The following is a 17,368-nucleotide window of genomic DNA, read 5'->3' on the forward strand; positions in this document are numbered from 1 at the left end:
GATGGGTGTTTCATGGACAGAGGAACAACAGAAGGTCATTGATACCAGAAACTGCAACATTCTGGTAAGTGCGGCAGCAGGGAGCGGTAAAACAGCTGTTTTAGTGGAACGAATTATTCAAAGGATTACAGATAAAAACAATCCTGTGGATATTGATGAGCTTTTAATTGTGACTTTTACAAGAGCAGCAGCAGGGGAGATGAAAGAACGTATCCGACAGGCGATTGAGAAAAAACTGGAAGAAAATCCGGAGGACGAACATCTGCAAAGACAAAGCACTTTGGTGCATCATGCGCTGATTACCACCATTGACAGTTTTTGCTCTTATATTGTGAAAAATTATTTTCATCTTATTGACTTAGATCCTTCTTTTCGTATGGGAGATGAAGGGGAAATGCGCCTGCTGCAGGCAGATGTGGCAGATGCTGTCTTGGAGGAAGCATACACAGAAGAAGCCCCTTCCTTTCTTGCTTTTGCAGATGGATTTGCAGGAGGAAAGACAGATAAGAAAATTCCGGAAATGATGATAAAATTATACAGCTTTTCTATGAGCTATCCTTATCCGGAAGAATGGCTTTTGAACTGCCGTAAGGCTTATGAGGTAAAAACCTTAGAGGAGCTGGAAAATGCAGAATGGATGAAGCTTATAAAAAATGAAGTGAAACAGGAAATAAAAGAAGCTTCCATGTTGTTAAAGCAATCACTGGAAATTTCAAAAGAGCCGGATGGACCTGTTTTTTATCTTGGACTTTTGGAAGATGAAGTTTCAGCATTGGAAAAGTTAGAGCGGACAGAAAACTTTTTTGAATGGAAGGAAATGCTGGATAAACTGGAATTTAAGCGGCTTCCGGCGGGGAAAAAGGCAGAAAAAGAGCTGGTATCAGAAAGCAGGCAGGAGCTTGCAAAAAACCTGCGAAGTGAAGCAAAAGACCAGATAAAAGCTTTAAAAGAGCGATATTTTCAGGAAACGGCAGAGGAAATGCTGGAAAATCTTCAAAGAGCAGGAGAACCGGTAGGCGTTTTAATAGATTTGACTTTGGCATTTATGAAGCTGTACAGGGAAAAGAAAAAAGAAAAGAATATTCTGGATTTTGGAGATTTAGAGCATTATGCTTTGGAAATTCTCATCAACCATACAGAGGAAAAAGATGAGCGAACAGACGCAGCCAGAGAATTGTCAAAGAAATTTGCCGAAATTATGATTGACGAGTATCAGGACAGTAATCTTGTGCAGGAAAAGCTTTTAACATCTGTTTCAAAAATCGAAGACGGAATTTACAATATTTTCATGGTGGGAGATGTGAAGCAGAGTATTTACCGTTTTCGCCTTGCCAGACCGGATTTATTTATGGAGAAGTTTAAAACCTACCCACAGGAAGCGGGGAAAGACTGTCTTCGTATTGATTTGCATAAGAACTTCAGGAGCAGGGCAGAGGTTTTAGAAGGTGTAAACTACCTGTTTTATCAGATTATGGGAGAAGATTTAGGCGGTGTAGAGTATGACAGCACAGCAGCTTTATATCCGGGAAGAACGTTTCCGCCTAAACAGGAAGAAGAAAGTGAGCCTGCAACAGAAGTCCTTCTTTTAGAAGACGAGGAGGAGAATACAAGAGAATTAGAGGCAAGAATGGTTGCTCTTCGTATTGGAGAATTAGCAGGGAAATATCTGGTTTTAGATAAGAAGACAGAGGAATACAGACCGGCAAAATATTCAGATTTTACCATTTTGCTTCGTACCATGTCCGGTTGGGCAGAAACCTTTAAAAAAATTTTAAATTCCTGTGGAATTCCTGCCAGTGTTACTACAAAAACAGGGTATTTTTCTGCTCAGGAGGTAACCACTGTTCTGGATTATCTGAAAATTCTGGACAATCCTATGCAGGATATTCCACTTGCAGCAGCCCTTCACGGACTGCCTGAGGGATTTAGCTTTCAGGAACTGGCAGAAATCAAGGTGCTGGGTATGGAGAATGAGAAAACCGGATTTTACGAAGCGCTGCTTTTGGGAGAAAATCTTTCTTCTCCCTTAGGAGAAAAAATACGCAGATTTTTTGCTGTTTACAGAGAACTTCGCAGAAAAGTTCCCTATACACCTATGCATGAATTGATTTGGGATTTTTATGATGCCACGGATTTCCTGGTATACCAGCAATCATTTGTATCTGGGGAACAAAGAAAAGCTAATCTGCTGATGCTGGCAGAAAAGGCAAGAGATTACGAAAGCACCAGTTATCGAGGACTGTTTAACTTTATCCGTTATATCGAAAATCTGAAAAAATATCAGGTGAATTTCGGGGAGGCTAATACGCTTTCAGAAAATGAAGATACGGTGCGTATTATGAGCATTCATGGGAGTAAAGGTCTGGAATTTCCCATTGTGTTTGTTTGTGGAATGGGAAAACAAATCAATATGCAGGACGCCAGGGAGAGCATTGTCCTTCATCCTGATTTGGGCATTGGTTCTCCTTATGTAGATACCCAGCTTCGTATTCGTACACGAACAATCCTGCAAAAAGCAGTACAAAGAGAAATTTTGCTGGAAAGTTTGGGAGAAGAACTGCGTATTCTTTATGTGGCATTGACAAGAGCAAAAGAAAAACTCATTCTCACCGGTGTGACATCGAAACTGGAAGATACGTTAAAGCACTTTGAAATGTTGAAAAAACAAGAGGAAGAAAGACTGCCTTACGGACTAAGAGTAAAAGGAAAGAGTTATCTGGACTGGGTGCTTGCAGCGCTGGCAAGACACAGGGCAATGAAACCTTTTTATGAAATGTATAATCTTTCCGTGTATCCTTTCAACGAAATGTATGACAGAGAACCTGATTTTACAGTGAGACAAGTGCAGCCACTGGAACTGGTATTAGATGAAGCACAGCTTCGCACAGAAGAAATGTTGAAAAAGGGAGAATTACTTTTGTGGGACAGCAATGAAGTCTATGATGAAAAATGGCACGAACTTTTCAAAGACAGCTTTTCTTATGAATATCCTTATCAGGCAGAAGGCACTATTCCGGCAAAACTTACGGTATCTGAAGTAAAACGAATGCAGAATGCAGATATAGAAGAAAGTGAAATGCTTTTGGAAGAGGAAACAGAGGAAATCGTGCCTTTATTTATGCAGGAAACAAAGAAAGAATTAAAAGGCGCTGCAAGGGGAACACTGTACCACAGAGTATGGGAAAATCTGGATTATGAAAAAATAGATACAAAAGAGCAGATAGAAGAGCAGTTGGAAAATATACTGACAGCAGAAGAAAAGAAATCTATATGGATACCTGATTTTTATCGTTTTGCGAAAAATCCTCTTGCGGTCAGAATGAAAGAAGCTGCGCAAAAAGGGCAGCTATACCGAGAACAGCCCTTTGTGATTGCCATTCCTGCAAATCAGATGAAAAAAGAGTATGAAACGGAAGAAGAAATTTTGGTACAGGGGATTATAGATGCCTATTTTGAGGAAGAAAACGGTCTGGTTCTGGTAGATTATAAGACAGATAAAGTTCAAAAAGGACAGGAAAAAGAGCTGATAGAAAAATATAAGGTGCAGATGCAGTATTATAAAAAGGCGCTGGAAATGATTACCGATAGAAAGGTAAAAGAAGTCTATATTTATTCATCGGGACTGGGAAAAGCGGTGTTGGTGTAATCACCTGAGTTTAAGCCACTCTAACGGAATAAAAACCCCCATGAGATGCCGCTCATGGGGGGGTTGTGTGTAGTCCAATGGACCTTTTATCCATTTCGCCACTCTCTGGGTGAAATTCCGTAGACATTTTTAAACGCACGGGAGAAGTGCAGGGGATTACTATATCCCACAGCATTTCCAATATCCGCAATAGAAAGTGTGGTCAATTTCAGCAGCTCAGTGGCTTTTACCATTCGATAATTCATTAAAAATTCCTGAGGGGAACGCCCAACGGAATTTCGAAAAATTTTACCCAGATAGCTGCGGTTAATCCCACAAACTTCGGCTATTTCTTCGATGGAAATATTATTCTGAAAATTCTGTTCTATATAGTGAATGGCTTCTTGTATATAATAATCGCTCATTTTGCTGCTTTGTGTCAGTCGTGTGGATTTTGCAGACTGAACAAAATAATCAAAAAACAGGTAAAGATGTCCTAAAAGATGAAAGGAGGACTCTTTGGGATGAGCAATAATATATTCTAATTCTTTTATCATTTGTTCCCGTAAATCTTTGGAATGCGTTCGATATACCGGATGATCGGTGGAAAAATCAGTAAGGGAAAGCGCTTCCTTTACTCTCAAACCATCGAATTCAATCCATAAATATTCCCATGGAGAATGTTGATCTGCATAATAGGTTGTAATCTGGCCGGGAAAAATCAGAAATCCCTGCCCGCTTTTTACAGAATAAGTTTGGGTTATTCCTTTTGCATCATCTGCCATTAGAGTTCCTGTTCCGGAAAGAACGTAATGAAATAAGTAGTGATTTCTGGTAACGGGACCAAAGGAATGACAGGGAGTACAGGCTTCCCGTCCACATTGGAACATGCCCAAATCTATAAAATTTTCATTTGGAAAAATATTGAAGAAAACGTTTCCCATATATAGCTCCTTTTGAATATAGCAAAATACGTTATAATAATATTATTATACTACAGAATTAAGCATTGTGGTATAAAAGTGCTATATTTAGATATTTATAAGTTGCAAATTGGTATGCTATAATCTGTTCATAAAAATCAGTGTGTAAAAAGTAACTTTAGGAGGAAATGAAAATATGGCAATAAAAGCAGAAAACAATGTTTTTTCTTTGGAAACAGCTCATACCCTTTATCAGATGAAGGTAGATATGTTTGGTGTATTAAATCATTTATGGTATGGAGCAAAAACAGATTGCTGTATGGACTATTTGTTGGATTATCCTGATTTGGGATTTTCGGGAAATATTTACGAGGCAGGAGATAACCGCAGCTATTCCTTAAACACAAGACCTTTGGAATACGGAGCAGAGGGTGTGGGAGATTTTCGTGTACCTGCAATTTCTGTTACTCACGAAGACGGAAGTACAGCTCTTGACTTACGTTTTCAAAGCTATGAGATAAAAAGAGGAAAATATAAAATACAGGGATTGCCTGCGGTGTATGCAAAAGAAGATCAGGCAGAAACTTTGGAGATTATTCTAAAAGATACAGCAACAGAAACATTGGTGACGTTGCTTTACGGGGTGATTTCCGAGGCAGATGTGATTACCAGAAGTGTAATTGTGACAAATCAGGGAAAAACACCTGTTATATTAAATAAAGTGCATAGTTTTGCCATGGACATTCCTTATGGGGACTGGGAATGGATACATTTTCATGGCAGACACGTAATGGAACGTCAGGCAGAGCGAGTACCTCTTATCCACGGTATTCAGGAGAGCAGCAGCACAAGAGGAACTTCCAGCCACCAGCAGAACCCCACAGCGCTTTTATGTGAAAAAGGATGTACAGAGACAACAGGATTTTGTATGGGAATGGCTTTGATGTACAGTGGAAGCTTTCAGACACAGGTACAGTTGGATGAACTTGAACAGGTTCGTATGACTATGGGAATTCATGCAGATAATTTTGCATGGACATTAAAGGAAGGAGAGAGTTTTTATGCACCTGAGGTTATCCTGTCTTGTTCAGATGAGGGTATGGGAGAACTTTCTCGCCGTTTTCACCATATTATCCGCAATCATGTGTGCAGAGGTCAATATCAGTTATCAAGCCGCCCTGTTTTAATTAACAACTGGGAAGCCACATATTTTGATTTTAATGAAGAAAAAATTGAGAAGATTGCAAGGCAGGCAGCAGAGCTGGGTATTGATATGATGGTTCTGGATGATGGATGGTTTGGAAAAAGAGACAGCGATACTTCCGGTTTGGGTGATTGGTTTGTCAATGAAGAAAAACTCAGAGGCGGTTTAAACACATTAGTAGAAAAGATTAATCATATGGGTATGAAGTTTGGTCTGTGGTTTGAGCCGGAAATGGTTTCGGAAGACAGTGAATTATACCGAACACACCCTGACTGGGCAATTCGTATTCCGGGGAGAAATCCTTCACGGAGCAGATATCAGCTTGTTTTAGATATGGCAAATCCTGAAGTGACAGAGTATTTGTATGAGACAATCAGTAAAGTTTTGAGAGAAAATCATATTGAATATGTGAAATGGGATATGAACAGGAGTATCTGTGACTGGTATACTAAGACATTACCAGACAGCCGTCAGAAAGAAATGCCACATAGATATGTTTTAGGGCTGTATGAACTGCTGGAGCGATTGACAGGAGAATTTCCTCATATTCTGTTTGAAGGATGCAGCGGTGGAGGCGGCAGATTTGATGCAGGTATGTTATATTACTGTCCGCAGATCTGGTGCAGTGATGATACAGACGCACATGAAAGAACGTTTATTCAGTACGGAACCAGCTTTTTCTATCCTATTTCAGCAGTAGGTTCTCATGTTTCAGCAGTGCCAAATCATCAGACAGGAAGAAGTACTTCTATTGAGACAAGAGGTACAGTAGCCATGGCAGGCAGCTTTGGATATGAACTGGACTTAAATATTTTAAGTGAGGAAGAGAAACAGGAAGTTGCCAAGCAGATAAAAACTTATAAAGAGTATCAGCCCCTTATTCATAATGGTTTCTATTATCGTTTGAGTAATCCACATAAAGAAAATATGGCTGTATGGGAATTTGTATCACAGGATGGAAAGGAAGTATTGGTGCAGGGCGTGGTATTTCGTGCAAAACCAAATACTTTGCGCATCAGGATACGGCTTGCAGGGCTGGAAGAGGGAATGTATGAAGTTCTCGGTACAGGAGAAGTTTATACAGGAAAAGCACTGATGACAGGTGGAATTTTACTGCCTAAAGTAAGCGGGGATGATGTGTCCTTTGAATTCTATTTGAAGAAAAAATAAAATTTACTGTGGTAAATTGTAATGCATTCCTTTTCCTGAATTACTATGATATAATTCTACTACAGAAAAGTGTATTTATTCAGTGGAAAGGGGGAAATACAATATGAAAAAATTTATAGGTGTAGTTGGCATCGGGCTTATCTGTTGTTTGATACTTGTTGTCTTGTGGAAAGGAAAAAATCCGGAAGGAAATGAGGAAGAAATAGATGAGCAATATCAGTATGAACCATATGAACTGCATGAAGATACATCGTTTTCTCAAGTTAAAAAAAATCCCAAAGGAAACTGGGTGCAAGCAGATGAAGGCTGGCGTTATCAGTATGAAGACGGAGCGTTTGCCACAGATACGTGGATAGCTCTGGATGGAGAAAGGTATCACTTTGACAAAGATGGCTGGATGCAGGTAGGTTGGATTGAAGTAGATGGGAATGATTATTATCTAAATGAAGATGGAGTAATGTTGCAAGATGCATTTACCGAAGATGGATATTATTTAAACGGAGATGGAATTCGAACCTCTGATCAATTGATGGAAGGAGATGGAATTACTTATATGGTTGATACGGATCCAAGAGGGCAGGACTCTTATTGGGATATGTATTATTATGATATTCCTACGTCTAATCATTATGAATTGCATGAAGGAAAAGTTTTTGAGGGATGGGAAAATCCTTTAACACCGGAAATGTTACATAAGATTGATATGGAGGCAGTTGAGGAGAATAGTATCATTCTGGATCATAAGAATTACAAAGATGGGTATTCCCCATCAATGCGATTTATAGATTATGATGAGACAAAGAAAAAGGCTGTTGTAATAGGACAGTATACAAAATCTGTATATCAGAACGTAGAAGAGTGTATCGGAACGTATTTAACGAGAGAATATAATCTGGAAACAGGAGAGTTAATCCAAGAAACTGAAGATCAATTAAAATAATTGTATGAAAGTACAGAATTTCGTTCATATATTTGTGAAGGGCAGAATTCGAAGAGATAATGGATAGAATGGAGGGAGAGTTGTATACGATTGGGGATGTTCCGCAAGATGAAGTATAATATATAATGTGAAAATTGAGAAAGAGGGATTGCGCTTAACCGTGCAGTCCTTCATTTTTTTCTTTAAAAATTCTTTCGAATTTCTTTTATAAAATATCATTGACAAAATAATATTATATATCGTATAGTATTAAATATAAAATAGTATTGCGTATAAAACAATATTATAGCAATAGAAACGAGGTGAAGTTATGGTTTTTAATACAGGCGCCGCCCTCTTAGATGCTATTGTACTGGCAGTTGTATCCAATGAGAGTGAAGGGACTTACGGGTATAAAATTACACAGGATGTCCGTCAGGTTCTGGATGTTTCAGAGTCTACCCTTTATCCGGTACTTCGCAGACTTCAAAAAGACGAATGTTTGGAAACCTATGATAAAGAATATGGTGGCAGAAACAGGAGATATTATAAAGTGACAGAAAGAGGAAGAGTGCAGTTGGATTTATATCGCGTAGAATGGAAAAGCTACTCAACAAAGATAAGTACATTGTTTGAGGGAGGAATAGGGAAATGATGAGAAGAAAGGAATTTTTAGAGCAGTTAGAACGACTGCTGTGGGATATACCGGAACAGGAGAGAAAAGAGGCATTGGAGTTTTATGAAAATTATTTTGACGATGCCGGAGAGGAAAACGAAGCAACTGTTATTCAGGAACTGGGAAGTCCGGGGAAAGTTGCAGCAACGATTAAAGCGGATTTAGACGAAAACGGCAGTGAACATGGAGAGTATCGCGAAACGGGTTATACCGATGAACGTTTTGAAGAAAAGAATATGCCGGATATACAAAGCGAAAGAGCAGCACAAAAACCAAAAAGAAGCAGTTTATCATGGGCATTGATTTTATTATTGGCGGTTATAACTTCACCTGTCTGGGGTGCATTGCTATTAGCAGGGCTTGGACTGATTGCAGCAGTTGTGGGAGCAGCAATTGGTGTGGCCGCAGCATTATTCTTTGGATGTATTGGCCTTTTAATAGGAGGTGTAATCTGTCTGGGCGTGTCTATATCACAGCTTCCGGCTGTTCCTACAGCAGCGTTGGTGGCAGGAGCAGGACTTTTAATGATTTGTATCGGTTTTCTGCTGCTACTTGGATTTTTGTGGCTGGCAGTAAAAATATTTCCAATATGTTTTCGTTGGGGAATTGATTTTATACAAAGAATTTTGCACAAAAGAATTTCAGGAGGTGAAAGAAAATGAAAAAATTTACAAAAATTGCATTGATTGTAATACTTGTTACCGGTGTGATAGGTGGATGTCTCATGGGCGCCGGATTAGTATTTGGAGGTTCGCTTAGAAGTGTTAATGGAAATTTTGGCAATAGTCGTCTGTACCATTTTCTTTGCAGAATGGACAGAGAACTGGATGATGACCACTGGGATATAGAAGATGATTTTGATGATTACCATCACAGAGGAAAAAACTTGGGACAATCTTCTGAAACAACAGAAGGTTCTGTTTCACAAAGCTTTCCGGCTTCAGAAGTAGAGAGTCTGGATATTGAAATGCATGTGGGAAAAATAGAAATCAGAACTATGCAGGAAGATGAAATCAGAATATCCGGGTTATCAGGCTCTGATTTGATAGAGTTTGATGCAGAGGACAGAGAAGTTGTATTAGAAAAACCTTACAATGATTATGGAGTACAAGAAACAGTAGTTATTGAAATTCCGGAAAACAAGGTATTTTCATCTTTTGATGCTCATGTAGATGCAGGACAATTTGCTGTGTCAGGAAAACTTTCTGTAAGAGAATGTGATTTATCTTTGACATCCGGGGAAATAAAAATGGATCTTTTAGATGCACAGGAAACAGATGTTGAAGTGGTATCAGGCAATATGGATATTACACATACAGGAAAATTGGAAGATTATGCAGTGTCAGTACAGCGTGCAAGTGGGCAGCTTCTGTTAAACGGAGAGGAGTATGCAGGGACTGCCAATGCCAGATATGGTACTATGGGAAGTATGAAAAAAATTGATATTGAAAGTACTTCAGGAAGTATAGCTGTTAATTTTGAAAACAAGTAAAGGGAGAGATTATTATGTCGGATAAAAGATTATATCGTTCATCAACAAATTATATGTTAGCAGGTGTTTGTGGAGGTATTGCAGAGTATTTTAATATTGACCCTACATTAGTTCGTCTAGCCTGGATTATCCTTACCTGCATGGGATTTGGAACAGGAATTATTGCTTATATTGTTGCAGCAATTGTAATTCCAAAATAAAAGTGCAGTTTTTGTATAAAAATTAAAATCAGGGCCATACTCCAAAGAAGAAAGGAGTGTGGCTTTTTTATGTCAGCAAAAAAAGAAGAAAAAATTGATTTAAATAATATTCCGGAAGAAGAAAAAGTAAAGTATGAAATTGCAGAGGAATTAGGACTTTTAGATAAAGTTTTAGACAGCGGATGGAAAAGTCTGTCGGCCAAAGAAACAGGGCGTATAGGCGGACTTATGACAAAGCGAAAAAGGGAAAATGAGAGAAAGAAAAATGCTTGACTGTGAATAGGGAGAATGGTATTATGATGTTGTATAATTCCATAAACCTATTAAGTGCATCTGCGTTGACCGCACAACGCCGGTGAAAAGGGAATCAGGTGAGAGTCCTGAGCGATCCGGTCACTGTATTTGGGGAGCAATGCTTCAAAAGTCCATTGTATATAAATACGAGAAGGAGAAGCAAAGCAATGAACCATGAGTCAGGAAACCTGCTTAATAGCAGTAAGGTGAAAACTTCCGTGCAAAGTTTGGATCCCTCATACTGTGAGATACAGTAGATGACTCCACTTTCATGATGAAGGTGGTTTTTTTATGGAATGCCGAAAGGTAAGAACCTGAACTTATAGAATTATGCATTGATTAAATGGCAGGTGGGGTGTCCTGCTTCTGCTATCCTGTTTTACAAAGTTTTGTTTTCCCGCAACAGACAAAACGGCGCATCCTCCGCAGGAACAGAATAATTCGTGACTAAAGTCAGGGCACTTCATCAGAAAACAATATTTCATATTTTTTATAGGGCTGTGTATCGAGAGATATGCAGTCTTTTTATTTCATAGGAAATTGCGTTCTATGAAATAAAAAATGCTCCGCAAGGATGCGCAGCTCGCGGAAATGAAATTATCACTTTGTGAACCGCTCGCGCGCGGAGATTGTGCTTTTGCACAATCTTTTTTATGTATAGGAAATTCTGTCATAATATTCTTACTCTTGTACAGGAAACTTTGCTTTTGTATAATAAGAGAAAATAATGGAAAATAGAGGGTAAAACCAGTAGGAGGGGAATTGATGGCTGTAATAGAAATTGATAAATTAACCAAGGATTATGGAAATAAAAAAGGAATTTTTGATGTGTCATTTTCTGTAAATAGAGGTGAAGTTGTGGGATTTTTAGGTTCTAATGGTGCAGGAAAAACGACAACTATCAGACATCTTATGGGATTTATAAGTCCACAAAAAGGAAGAGCACAGATTTTAGATATGGATTGTTTTTGCAATGCCTCTTGTGTCCAGGAACAGGTAGGATATCTTCCGGGAGAAATTGCCTTTATGGACAATATGTCAGGCAAAGAGTTTATTGAATTCATGGCGAAAATGAAGAAGATTAAAAATCTGACCTATGCGAGAGAACTAACGGAATATCTGGAAATCGATACGCGGGTTAAGATAAAAAAGATGTCTAAGGGTATGAAGCAAAAAATAGGACTTATTATTGCCTTTATGCAGAATGCGCCGATTTTGATTTTAGATGAACCAACAACGGGTCTGGATCCAATTATGCAAAATAAGTTTGTGGAGTTGATTAAAAGGGAGAAAGCTTCAGGAAAGACGATTTTAATGTCATCTCATATCTTTGAAGAAGTAGAAAATACATGTGACAGGATTGTCATGATAAAAGATGGAAAAATTGTTGCAGATAAAAATATAGACAAAATCAAAAACAACAGAATTAAGCACTATGAAATTACTTTTTCCAGTACGAAAAGTGCAGAAGCTTTTCAAGGGTTTTATTCCAACAGCAAACGAGAGGATAATAAGGTTTGTTTATCTTTAAAAGGACAGATTAATGAATTGCTTTGTCAGTTGAAGGAATATGATATACAGGATATTAATGCCAGAAATCAGACACTTGAAGAAGTATTTTTACAGTATTACGGGGAGGAAAAGTAATGAGTATACCGTTGTTAAAAAGAGAAATAAGGTCAAATTATAAAATCTTGCTGTTGTTTATGGGGATTGTTACTCTTTATTCCAGTATTATTACTGCAATGTATGACCCGGAAGTGGGAGCTGGAATTAACGCTATGGCAGAGAGCATGCCGGAATTTTTTGCTGCATTTGGCATGGAAAATCCGGGAGTTACTTTGCTGGATTTTTTGAATAATTATTTATATGGATTTATTTTACTTATTATTCCGTTTATTTACATCATTATTATGTGTTACAAATTAGTTGCTAAGTATATGGAAAAAGGTTCTATGGCATATTTATTGAATACGCATTATAGTCGAAGTAAAATTATTGTTACACAGTTTGCAGTCCTGATTTCAGGAGTGATTTTACTGGTTTTATATGCTGTAGTTCTAATCTTAGTATGCAGTGAGATTATGTTTGAAGGAGAATTGGAGATTGAGAAATTTCTTGTGTTGAATTTTGGACTGGTTTCTCTGGAAATATTTTTGGCTGCGATGTGCTTTCTGTTTGCCTGTTTGTTTAATGAAATGAAGTTTTCTGTTGGTCTGGGAGCAGGAATTGGACTGGGATTTTTCTTAATTCAGATGCTTTCGCAGGTAAACGAAGATATTGAATTTTTAAAATACTTTACTCCACTGACGCTGTTTGATGCTGAAAAAATAATAGAATATGATCGTGTTGGATTTGTGTATATAGGGATATTGTGGTTCTTAGCAGGGGCATTCTTCATAATAGGAATAATAGGATTTAAAAAACGGGATTTGCCTTTGTAGAAAAATGAAGTATAATAAAAGTATGCTAATGGGACGGGAGGCGATACCATGGACAGGAGTAGAAAACAGCCGCTGTATAAGAGCTTCGGATATGCGTTTGAAGGTATATTTGCAGTCATCAAAAAAGAGCGAAATATGAAAATTCACTGTTGTGTGATGATTTTAGTCCTGATAGCAGGGATTATTCTTCAAATTCCTCTGTGGAAGTGGTGTGTATGTTTTTGCCTGTTTGGCCTGGTAATGGCATTGGAACTGGTAAATACAGCAGTAGAGGCAGTGGTAGACCTTGTAACAAAAGAATATAAGCCATTGGCGAAATTGGCGAAGGATGCGGCAGCAGGAGCAGTACTGATTGCAGCTATCATGTCGATTTTTGCAGGATTGGCTATGTTTGTTCCGGAAGGAATGCGATTTTTACAGGAAGTAATCGGATGAAAGGAGAAAAAATATTATGGATGGAATTGGTGAAAATGTAAAGAAAATTTTATTGGCGGGAATTGGAGCAGTTGCAACCACAGCAGAGAAGTCGAAAGAAATTCTTGATGAAATGGTAAAAAAGGGAGAGTTAACCGTTGAGCAGGGGAAAGTACTGAATGAAGAACTGAAACATAATATGAAACAGACGGTTAAGGAGAATGTACATGTGTCAGTAAAGGTATCCAAGCCGGAAGACCTGGATGAACTTCTTGAAAAAATGACTCCGGAGCAGGTTGCCTTGTTGAAAGAACGTATTGATAAATTGAATGGGGAGGCTAAGGAGGATATTACAGAAGAAACAGAAACAAAAGAAAAGGAAGATACGGCCAATGAATAAACAGGAGTCTTCAGAGTATAAGAGCAGACTTCGGGAGATGACGGCAGTATTACACAAACATGGGATTACCCGTGGAGTTACTCCGGAAAAATTGAGATTGATTTTAGAAGATTTGGGCCCAACGTATATTAAAATAGGACAGATTATGTCCATGCATTCGGATATTCTTCCTAAGCGATATTGTGAAGAACTGATGCGGTTACGTTCAGAGGTAGCGCCAATGCCATTTGAGGAGGTTGAAGAAATACTTCAGGACTCATATGGTATGGATTGGAGAGAAATTTTTCAGAGTATTGAAGAAACACCGTTGGGTTCTGCTTCCATTGCACAGGCTCATAAGGCTGTATTGAAGGATGGCAGACCGGTGGTTATGAAAATTCAGCGCCGTGGAATTTATGAAACCATGGCGCGGGATATTGTACTGTTGAAACGTGCAGTGAAAGTACTTCCTCCGGTCAGTTTAAAAGATATGGTAGATCTGGATATGGTATTGGATGAGCTGTGGGCTGTTACAAGAGAAGAAATGAACTTTTTGACAGAAGCAGCGAATATGGAAGAATTTGCACGGAAAAATCAGGATGTTTCTTTTGTGGGTGTGCCGATTTTATACCAAGAATATACAACGCCCCATGTTCTGGTTATGGAGTATATTGACGGATTTAGTATTGATGATAAAGAAACATTGCTGGCAGAAGGCTATGATTTGAAAGAAGTCGGCAGTAAACTGGTAGATAATTATATCAAACAGGTAATTGAGGATGGATTTTTTCATGCAGATCCTCATCCGGGTAATTTGCGTATTCGTGATGGGAAAATTATCTGGATTGATATGGGAATGATGGGACGTTTATCAGAAAGAGACAGAGAATTTCTGGAGCTGGCAGTCAGAGGAGTAGCAGTCAATGATGTTGGTATGATACAGGAAGCAGTTATGGCTTTGGGAGAATTCAAAGAAAGACCGGATTCGAGTACTTTGTATGAAGATATCAGTACTTTGCTTGGGAAGTATGGCACAACAGAGATAGGAGAAATTGACATTGCACAGGTCATGATGGATTTGATGGATGTTATGAAGGAAAACAAAATCGTGATGCCACATGGTCTTACCATGCTTGCAAGAGGATTGACGCACATGGAAGGAATTCTTGCAGATATTTCTCCGGACATTAATATGATTGGGATTGCAGCCACGAGGATTAAAGGGGATTTGCTCCATACAATGGATTGGAAAAGGGAGATAAAAAGGAATGGAAAGCTTTTATATCGTTCTTTGCACAAATCCATAGAATTGCCTGCACTTCTTTCAGACATTATGCATGGATATTTGAAAGGGCAGACAAGGGTGAACTTGGATTTGCATGCCTCCAGAGAACTGGAACAGCTATTACGAAGACTTATTCGAAATATTGTTATGGGATTGTGGGTTATGGCATTGCTGATCAGTTCCAGTATTATCTGTACCACAGATATGAAGCCTAAAATATGGGGAATTCCGGCAATCGGTGCAATTGGATATTTGATTGCATTCTGTATAGTAATCTATGTCTTTTTAAAACATATTTTTTCCAAAAAGTAAAGAAAACGGAGTTAGCGCATTAATATCTAAAGAGCTAGCTCCATTTTTAGAAATATTATTCCAATGTAAAACGAAACTCAAATGGAACGTTATCAAGATTTGCTTCTGAGTCTTTACATTGAAACAGCAAAACTGTTTTTGAAATGCAAGGGAAATCTGTAATGGATTGCGGAGACTCCCATGTACATTTTTGGTTATAAATTTCAGAGAAAACCACATCTTGAATTGACTCAATGTCATAATCTTCGTTGTATAAAAATTGTTCTGCATCAGAGGATGAAAAGAGCCAAGTTGCAGCATCGTAGCTTAGAATATTGTTTCGTTTAGTAAATTTTGAAATGTGTTTTTCAATAACAGATACTTTGGCAAAAAGTTTATCATCTATCTTTGGATATTCCAGTGTACATATCGTAAGTTCATCTGAATACAGATAAATTTTATTATTTGTACTACCTTCTTGAGCAGCTATTTTTTCCATATCTAAATTTTTATATTCTGTAAATCTCTGTAATATAAGAAAGAAAATAATAGCAATGGTGACAACTGGAATTGCTGATAGGAAGAGTATTTTCTTTTTGATTTTAATCCCCCCTTACTTTAAAGAAATTTCCATCTGAACCGGCTGATGGTCGGTGTATTCAAAGTCTGTGTTGATAACGGAAATATCAGAAACTTTTATATTATCTGATACAATAAAGCCGTCAATCACGTAAACTTGTGAAGTTTTATAAGAGCCGGTGTAAGGCGCATTTAAAAGCCGGCAGGTAGGATAAGTGTCATCAACTGCAAAGGAAAAATGTTCCGGGAGCGTATCTTGGCTGATAATTCCGGGAACCCAGTTTTCTGTGTTGGTAATGGGATATTTGTCCATTCTCTCAAAGGTCTGGTTAAAGTCGCCTCCTGCAATAACGTAGTTTCCCGCTTCATATTCTTTGGAGAGCTTTTCAGCCAGCATTTTACTCTGGGCAATTTTTCCGTCTCCGTCATCATAAGCCTCCAAATGGAAGTTAATCAATACCAGCTCTGCGTCAGTACCTTCCAGTGGAATGCGTGTTTCCTGCATACAGCGTTTTAAGTTACATGTTTTTACAGGCCATGAGAAAGACTCAGGAAGTGCAAGGCGGGCAGCACTGTTTACCTGTAAATCTGTCATGGTGAAAATACCGCTGTTTACTTTTCCAATGGGCGGAAGGGGATAAGGAACAAAATCGCATTTAAAGTTACAAGCAAAAATTCCTTCCATGTCTAATGCATTCTTTAAATATTCTGTTTCATCAATATGAAAAGAACGTTTAGAGTCTTTGTCCACCTCCTGAAGAAAGTAAACATCAGCAGGATTTTCCGTAAGAACCTTTTCAATACCTTTTAAGTTTACTTCTACCTGTTCTTTCTTGTCAGGCTGTACTTCGGAACCGCCGTCCATGAAGAAATCTTCGCTTTTATCAAGCCCTGCATATCCGATGTTGTAAGTCATAATACGCAGAGAGTCATCTAAAGACAGTGTACGGGTATTTTTTGGCACTTTTAGAGCTTCTTCTTTTTCCGGACGATATTCCCGAATGGTAAGCCAGAGAACCGCACAAATTAATAAAATAAGGATAATCAGAAAAACAATTCCCAATCCTTTGAAAAATTTTGAAAATTTTGGCATAAAGCACCTCCCATGGTGGAATTAATTATATATAGATTTTAACATAACCGAACAGGAAAGAACAGTTTTAATATTGGTTAGAAAGATTTTAGAATTTCCTGTCTTGACAAATCAGGTGTTTGTGCTTATGATAGAACGAAGTAAAGGTAGAGAGAAAGAGGAGTACATTCAGGGAACTTGCAGAGAGAGCGGCTCATCGGCTGGAAGGCGGCTCAAGGGAAATGGATGGAAGGTAGCTTTTGAACCGGAAGGCTGAAGGAGAAAACTTTGGTAGGCTTTCACGCATCGTCAGCGTTAAAGGACTTTTGAGTGATAAATAAAGGTGGTACCGCGATGAATAATCGCCCTTTGTAACTATTTTATAGAAAAAATGGTTATGA

Annotated in this window: 16 protein-coding genes, 1 riboswitch and 1 other annotated feature; of the genes, 13 read left to right on the forward strand and 3 right to left on the reverse strand. The window is 38.3% G+C overall.

Going from position 1 to position 17,368, the window contains the following annotated elements; genetic code table 11:
• The first annotated feature begins 1 nt into the window (after position 1).
• Complete coding sequence (gene addA, locus BQ7352_RS07035) at positions 2-3,646, forward strand: helicase-exonuclease AddAB subunit AddA (protein ID WP_072448163.1); 3,645 nt, start codon at positions 2-4, stop codon at positions 3,644-3,646.
• An 86-nt stretch (positions 3,647-3,732) separates the two neighbouring features.
• Here addA and BQ7352_RS07040 read toward each other — a convergent pair whose 3' ends face one another.
• A complete protein-coding gene (locus BQ7352_RS07040) occupies positions 3,733-4,569 on the reverse strand; it encodes an AraC family transcriptional regulator (RefSeq protein WP_072448165.1) in 837 nt (278 codons plus the stop codon).
• 175 nt (positions 4,570-4,744) lie between these two features.
• On the opposite strand from BQ7352_RS07040, the gene BQ7352_RS07045 reads away from it, so the two are divergent.
• From BQ7352_RS07045 to BQ7352_RS07100, 12 genes are all read left to right on the forward strand, one after another.
• Positions 4,745-6,922, forward strand: a complete 2,178-nt coding sequence (locus tag BQ7352_RS07045; protein WP_072448167.1) for an alpha-galactosidase — start codon at positions 4,745-4,747, stop codon at positions 6,920-6,922.
• A 103-nt stretch (positions 6,923-7,025) separates the two neighbouring features.
• Positions 7,026-7,862 (forward strand): hypothetical protein, encoded by an 837-nt coding sequence (locus BQ7352_RS07050; protein ID WP_072448169.1) that lies wholly within the window; start codon positions 7,026-7,028, stop codon positions 7,860-7,862.
• 310 nt (positions 7,863-8,172) lie between these two features.
• Positions 8,173-8,496: a PadR family transcriptional regulator gene (locus tag BQ7352_RS07055; RefSeq protein WP_072448171.1), complete on the forward strand. Its 324-nt coding sequence runs from the start codon at positions 8,173-8,175 to the stop codon at positions 8,494-8,496.
• Entirely contained in the window at positions 8,493-9,179 is a 687-nt protein-coding gene (locus BQ7352_RS07060) for a DUF1700 domain-containing protein (protein WP_072448174.1), read from the forward strand. The genes BQ7352_RS07055 and BQ7352_RS07060 overlap by 4 nt, the downstream gene beginning before the upstream one ends.
• Positions 9,176-10,009 (forward strand): DUF4097 family beta strand repeat-containing protein, encoded by an 834-nt coding sequence (locus BQ7352_RS07065; protein WP_072448176.1) that lies wholly within the window; start codon positions 9,176-9,178, stop codon positions 10,007-10,009. Before BQ7352_RS07060 ends, BQ7352_RS07065 begins: the two co-directional genes overlap by 4 nt.
• Positions 10,010-10,023: 14 nt before the next feature.
• The gene (locus BQ7352_RS07070; RefSeq protein ID WP_072448177.1) at positions 10,024-10,209 is read left to right on the forward strand and encodes a PspC domain-containing protein; all 186 of its coding nucleotides are present in this window, start codon (positions 10,024-10,026) and stop codon (positions 10,207-10,209) included.
• A gap of 69 nt (positions 10,210-10,278) precedes the next feature.
• Complete coding sequence (locus tag BQ7352_RS07075; protein WP_072448179.1) at positions 10,279-10,482, forward strand: small, acid-soluble spore protein, alpha/beta type; 204 nt, start codon at positions 10,279-10,281, stop codon at positions 10,480-10,482.
• A 35-nt stretch (positions 10,483-10,517) separates the two neighbouring features.
• Positions 10,518-10,713, forward strand: a riboswitch (cobalamin riboswitch).
• Positions 10,714-11,268: 555 nt separating this feature from the next.
• Positions 11,269-12,150 (forward strand): ABC transporter ATP-binding protein, encoded by an 882-nt coding sequence (locus tag BQ7352_RS07080; RefSeq protein WP_072448181.1) that lies wholly within the window; start codon positions 11,269-11,271, stop codon positions 12,148-12,150.
• Positions 12,150-12,947: an ABC transporter permease subunit gene (locus tag BQ7352_RS07085; RefSeq protein ID WP_072448184.1), complete on the forward strand. Its 798-nt coding sequence runs from the start codon at positions 12,150-12,152 to the stop codon at positions 12,945-12,947. The genes BQ7352_RS07080 and BQ7352_RS07085 overlap by 1 nt, the downstream gene beginning before the upstream one ends.
• A gap of 48 nt (positions 12,948-12,995) precedes the next feature.
• A complete protein-coding gene (locus BQ7352_RS07090; protein ID WP_072448186.1) occupies positions 12,996-13,382 on the forward strand; it encodes a diacylglycerol kinase family protein in 387 nt (128 codons plus the stop codon).
• 16 nt (positions 13,383-13,398) lie between these two features.
• Complete coding sequence (locus BQ7352_RS07095; protein WP_072448188.1) at positions 13,399-13,761, forward strand: phasin family protein; 363 nt, start codon at positions 13,399-13,401, stop codon at positions 13,759-13,761.
• Positions 13,754-15,337 (forward strand): ABC1 kinase family protein, encoded by a 1,584-nt coding sequence (locus BQ7352_RS07100; protein ID WP_072448191.1) that lies wholly within the window; start codon positions 13,754-13,756, stop codon positions 15,335-15,337. Before BQ7352_RS07095 ends, BQ7352_RS07100 begins: the two co-directional genes overlap by 8 nt.
• 55 nt (positions 15,338-15,392) lie before the next feature.
• Here the strand turns inward: BQ7352_RS07100 and BQ7352_RS07105 are convergent, their stop codons facing one another.
• Together BQ7352_RS07105 and BQ7352_RS07110 are read right to left on the reverse strand one after the other, a co-directional pair.
• The gene (locus BQ7352_RS07105) at positions 15,393-15,815 is read right to left on the reverse strand and encodes a hypothetical protein (RefSeq protein ID WP_072448193.1); all 423 of its coding nucleotides are present in this window, start codon (positions 15,813-15,815) and stop codon (positions 15,393-15,395) included.
• 114 nt (positions 15,816-15,929) lie between these two features.
• Positions 15,930-16,988 (reverse strand): endonuclease/exonuclease/phosphatase family protein, encoded by a 1,059-nt coding sequence (locus BQ7352_RS07110; protein WP_072448195.1) that lies wholly within the window; start codon positions 16,986-16,988, stop codon positions 15,930-15,932.
• Between the two features lie 140 nt (positions 16,989-17,128).
• Positions 17,129-17,340 (forward strand) — a binding site (T-box leader).
• Positions 17,341-17,368: the final 28 nt, after the last annotated feature.

Source organism: Blautia sp. Marseille-P3201T, assembly GCF_900120295.1.
Taxonomy (GTDB): domain Bacteria; phylum Bacillota; class Clostridia; order Lachnospirales; family Lachnospiraceae; genus Blautia.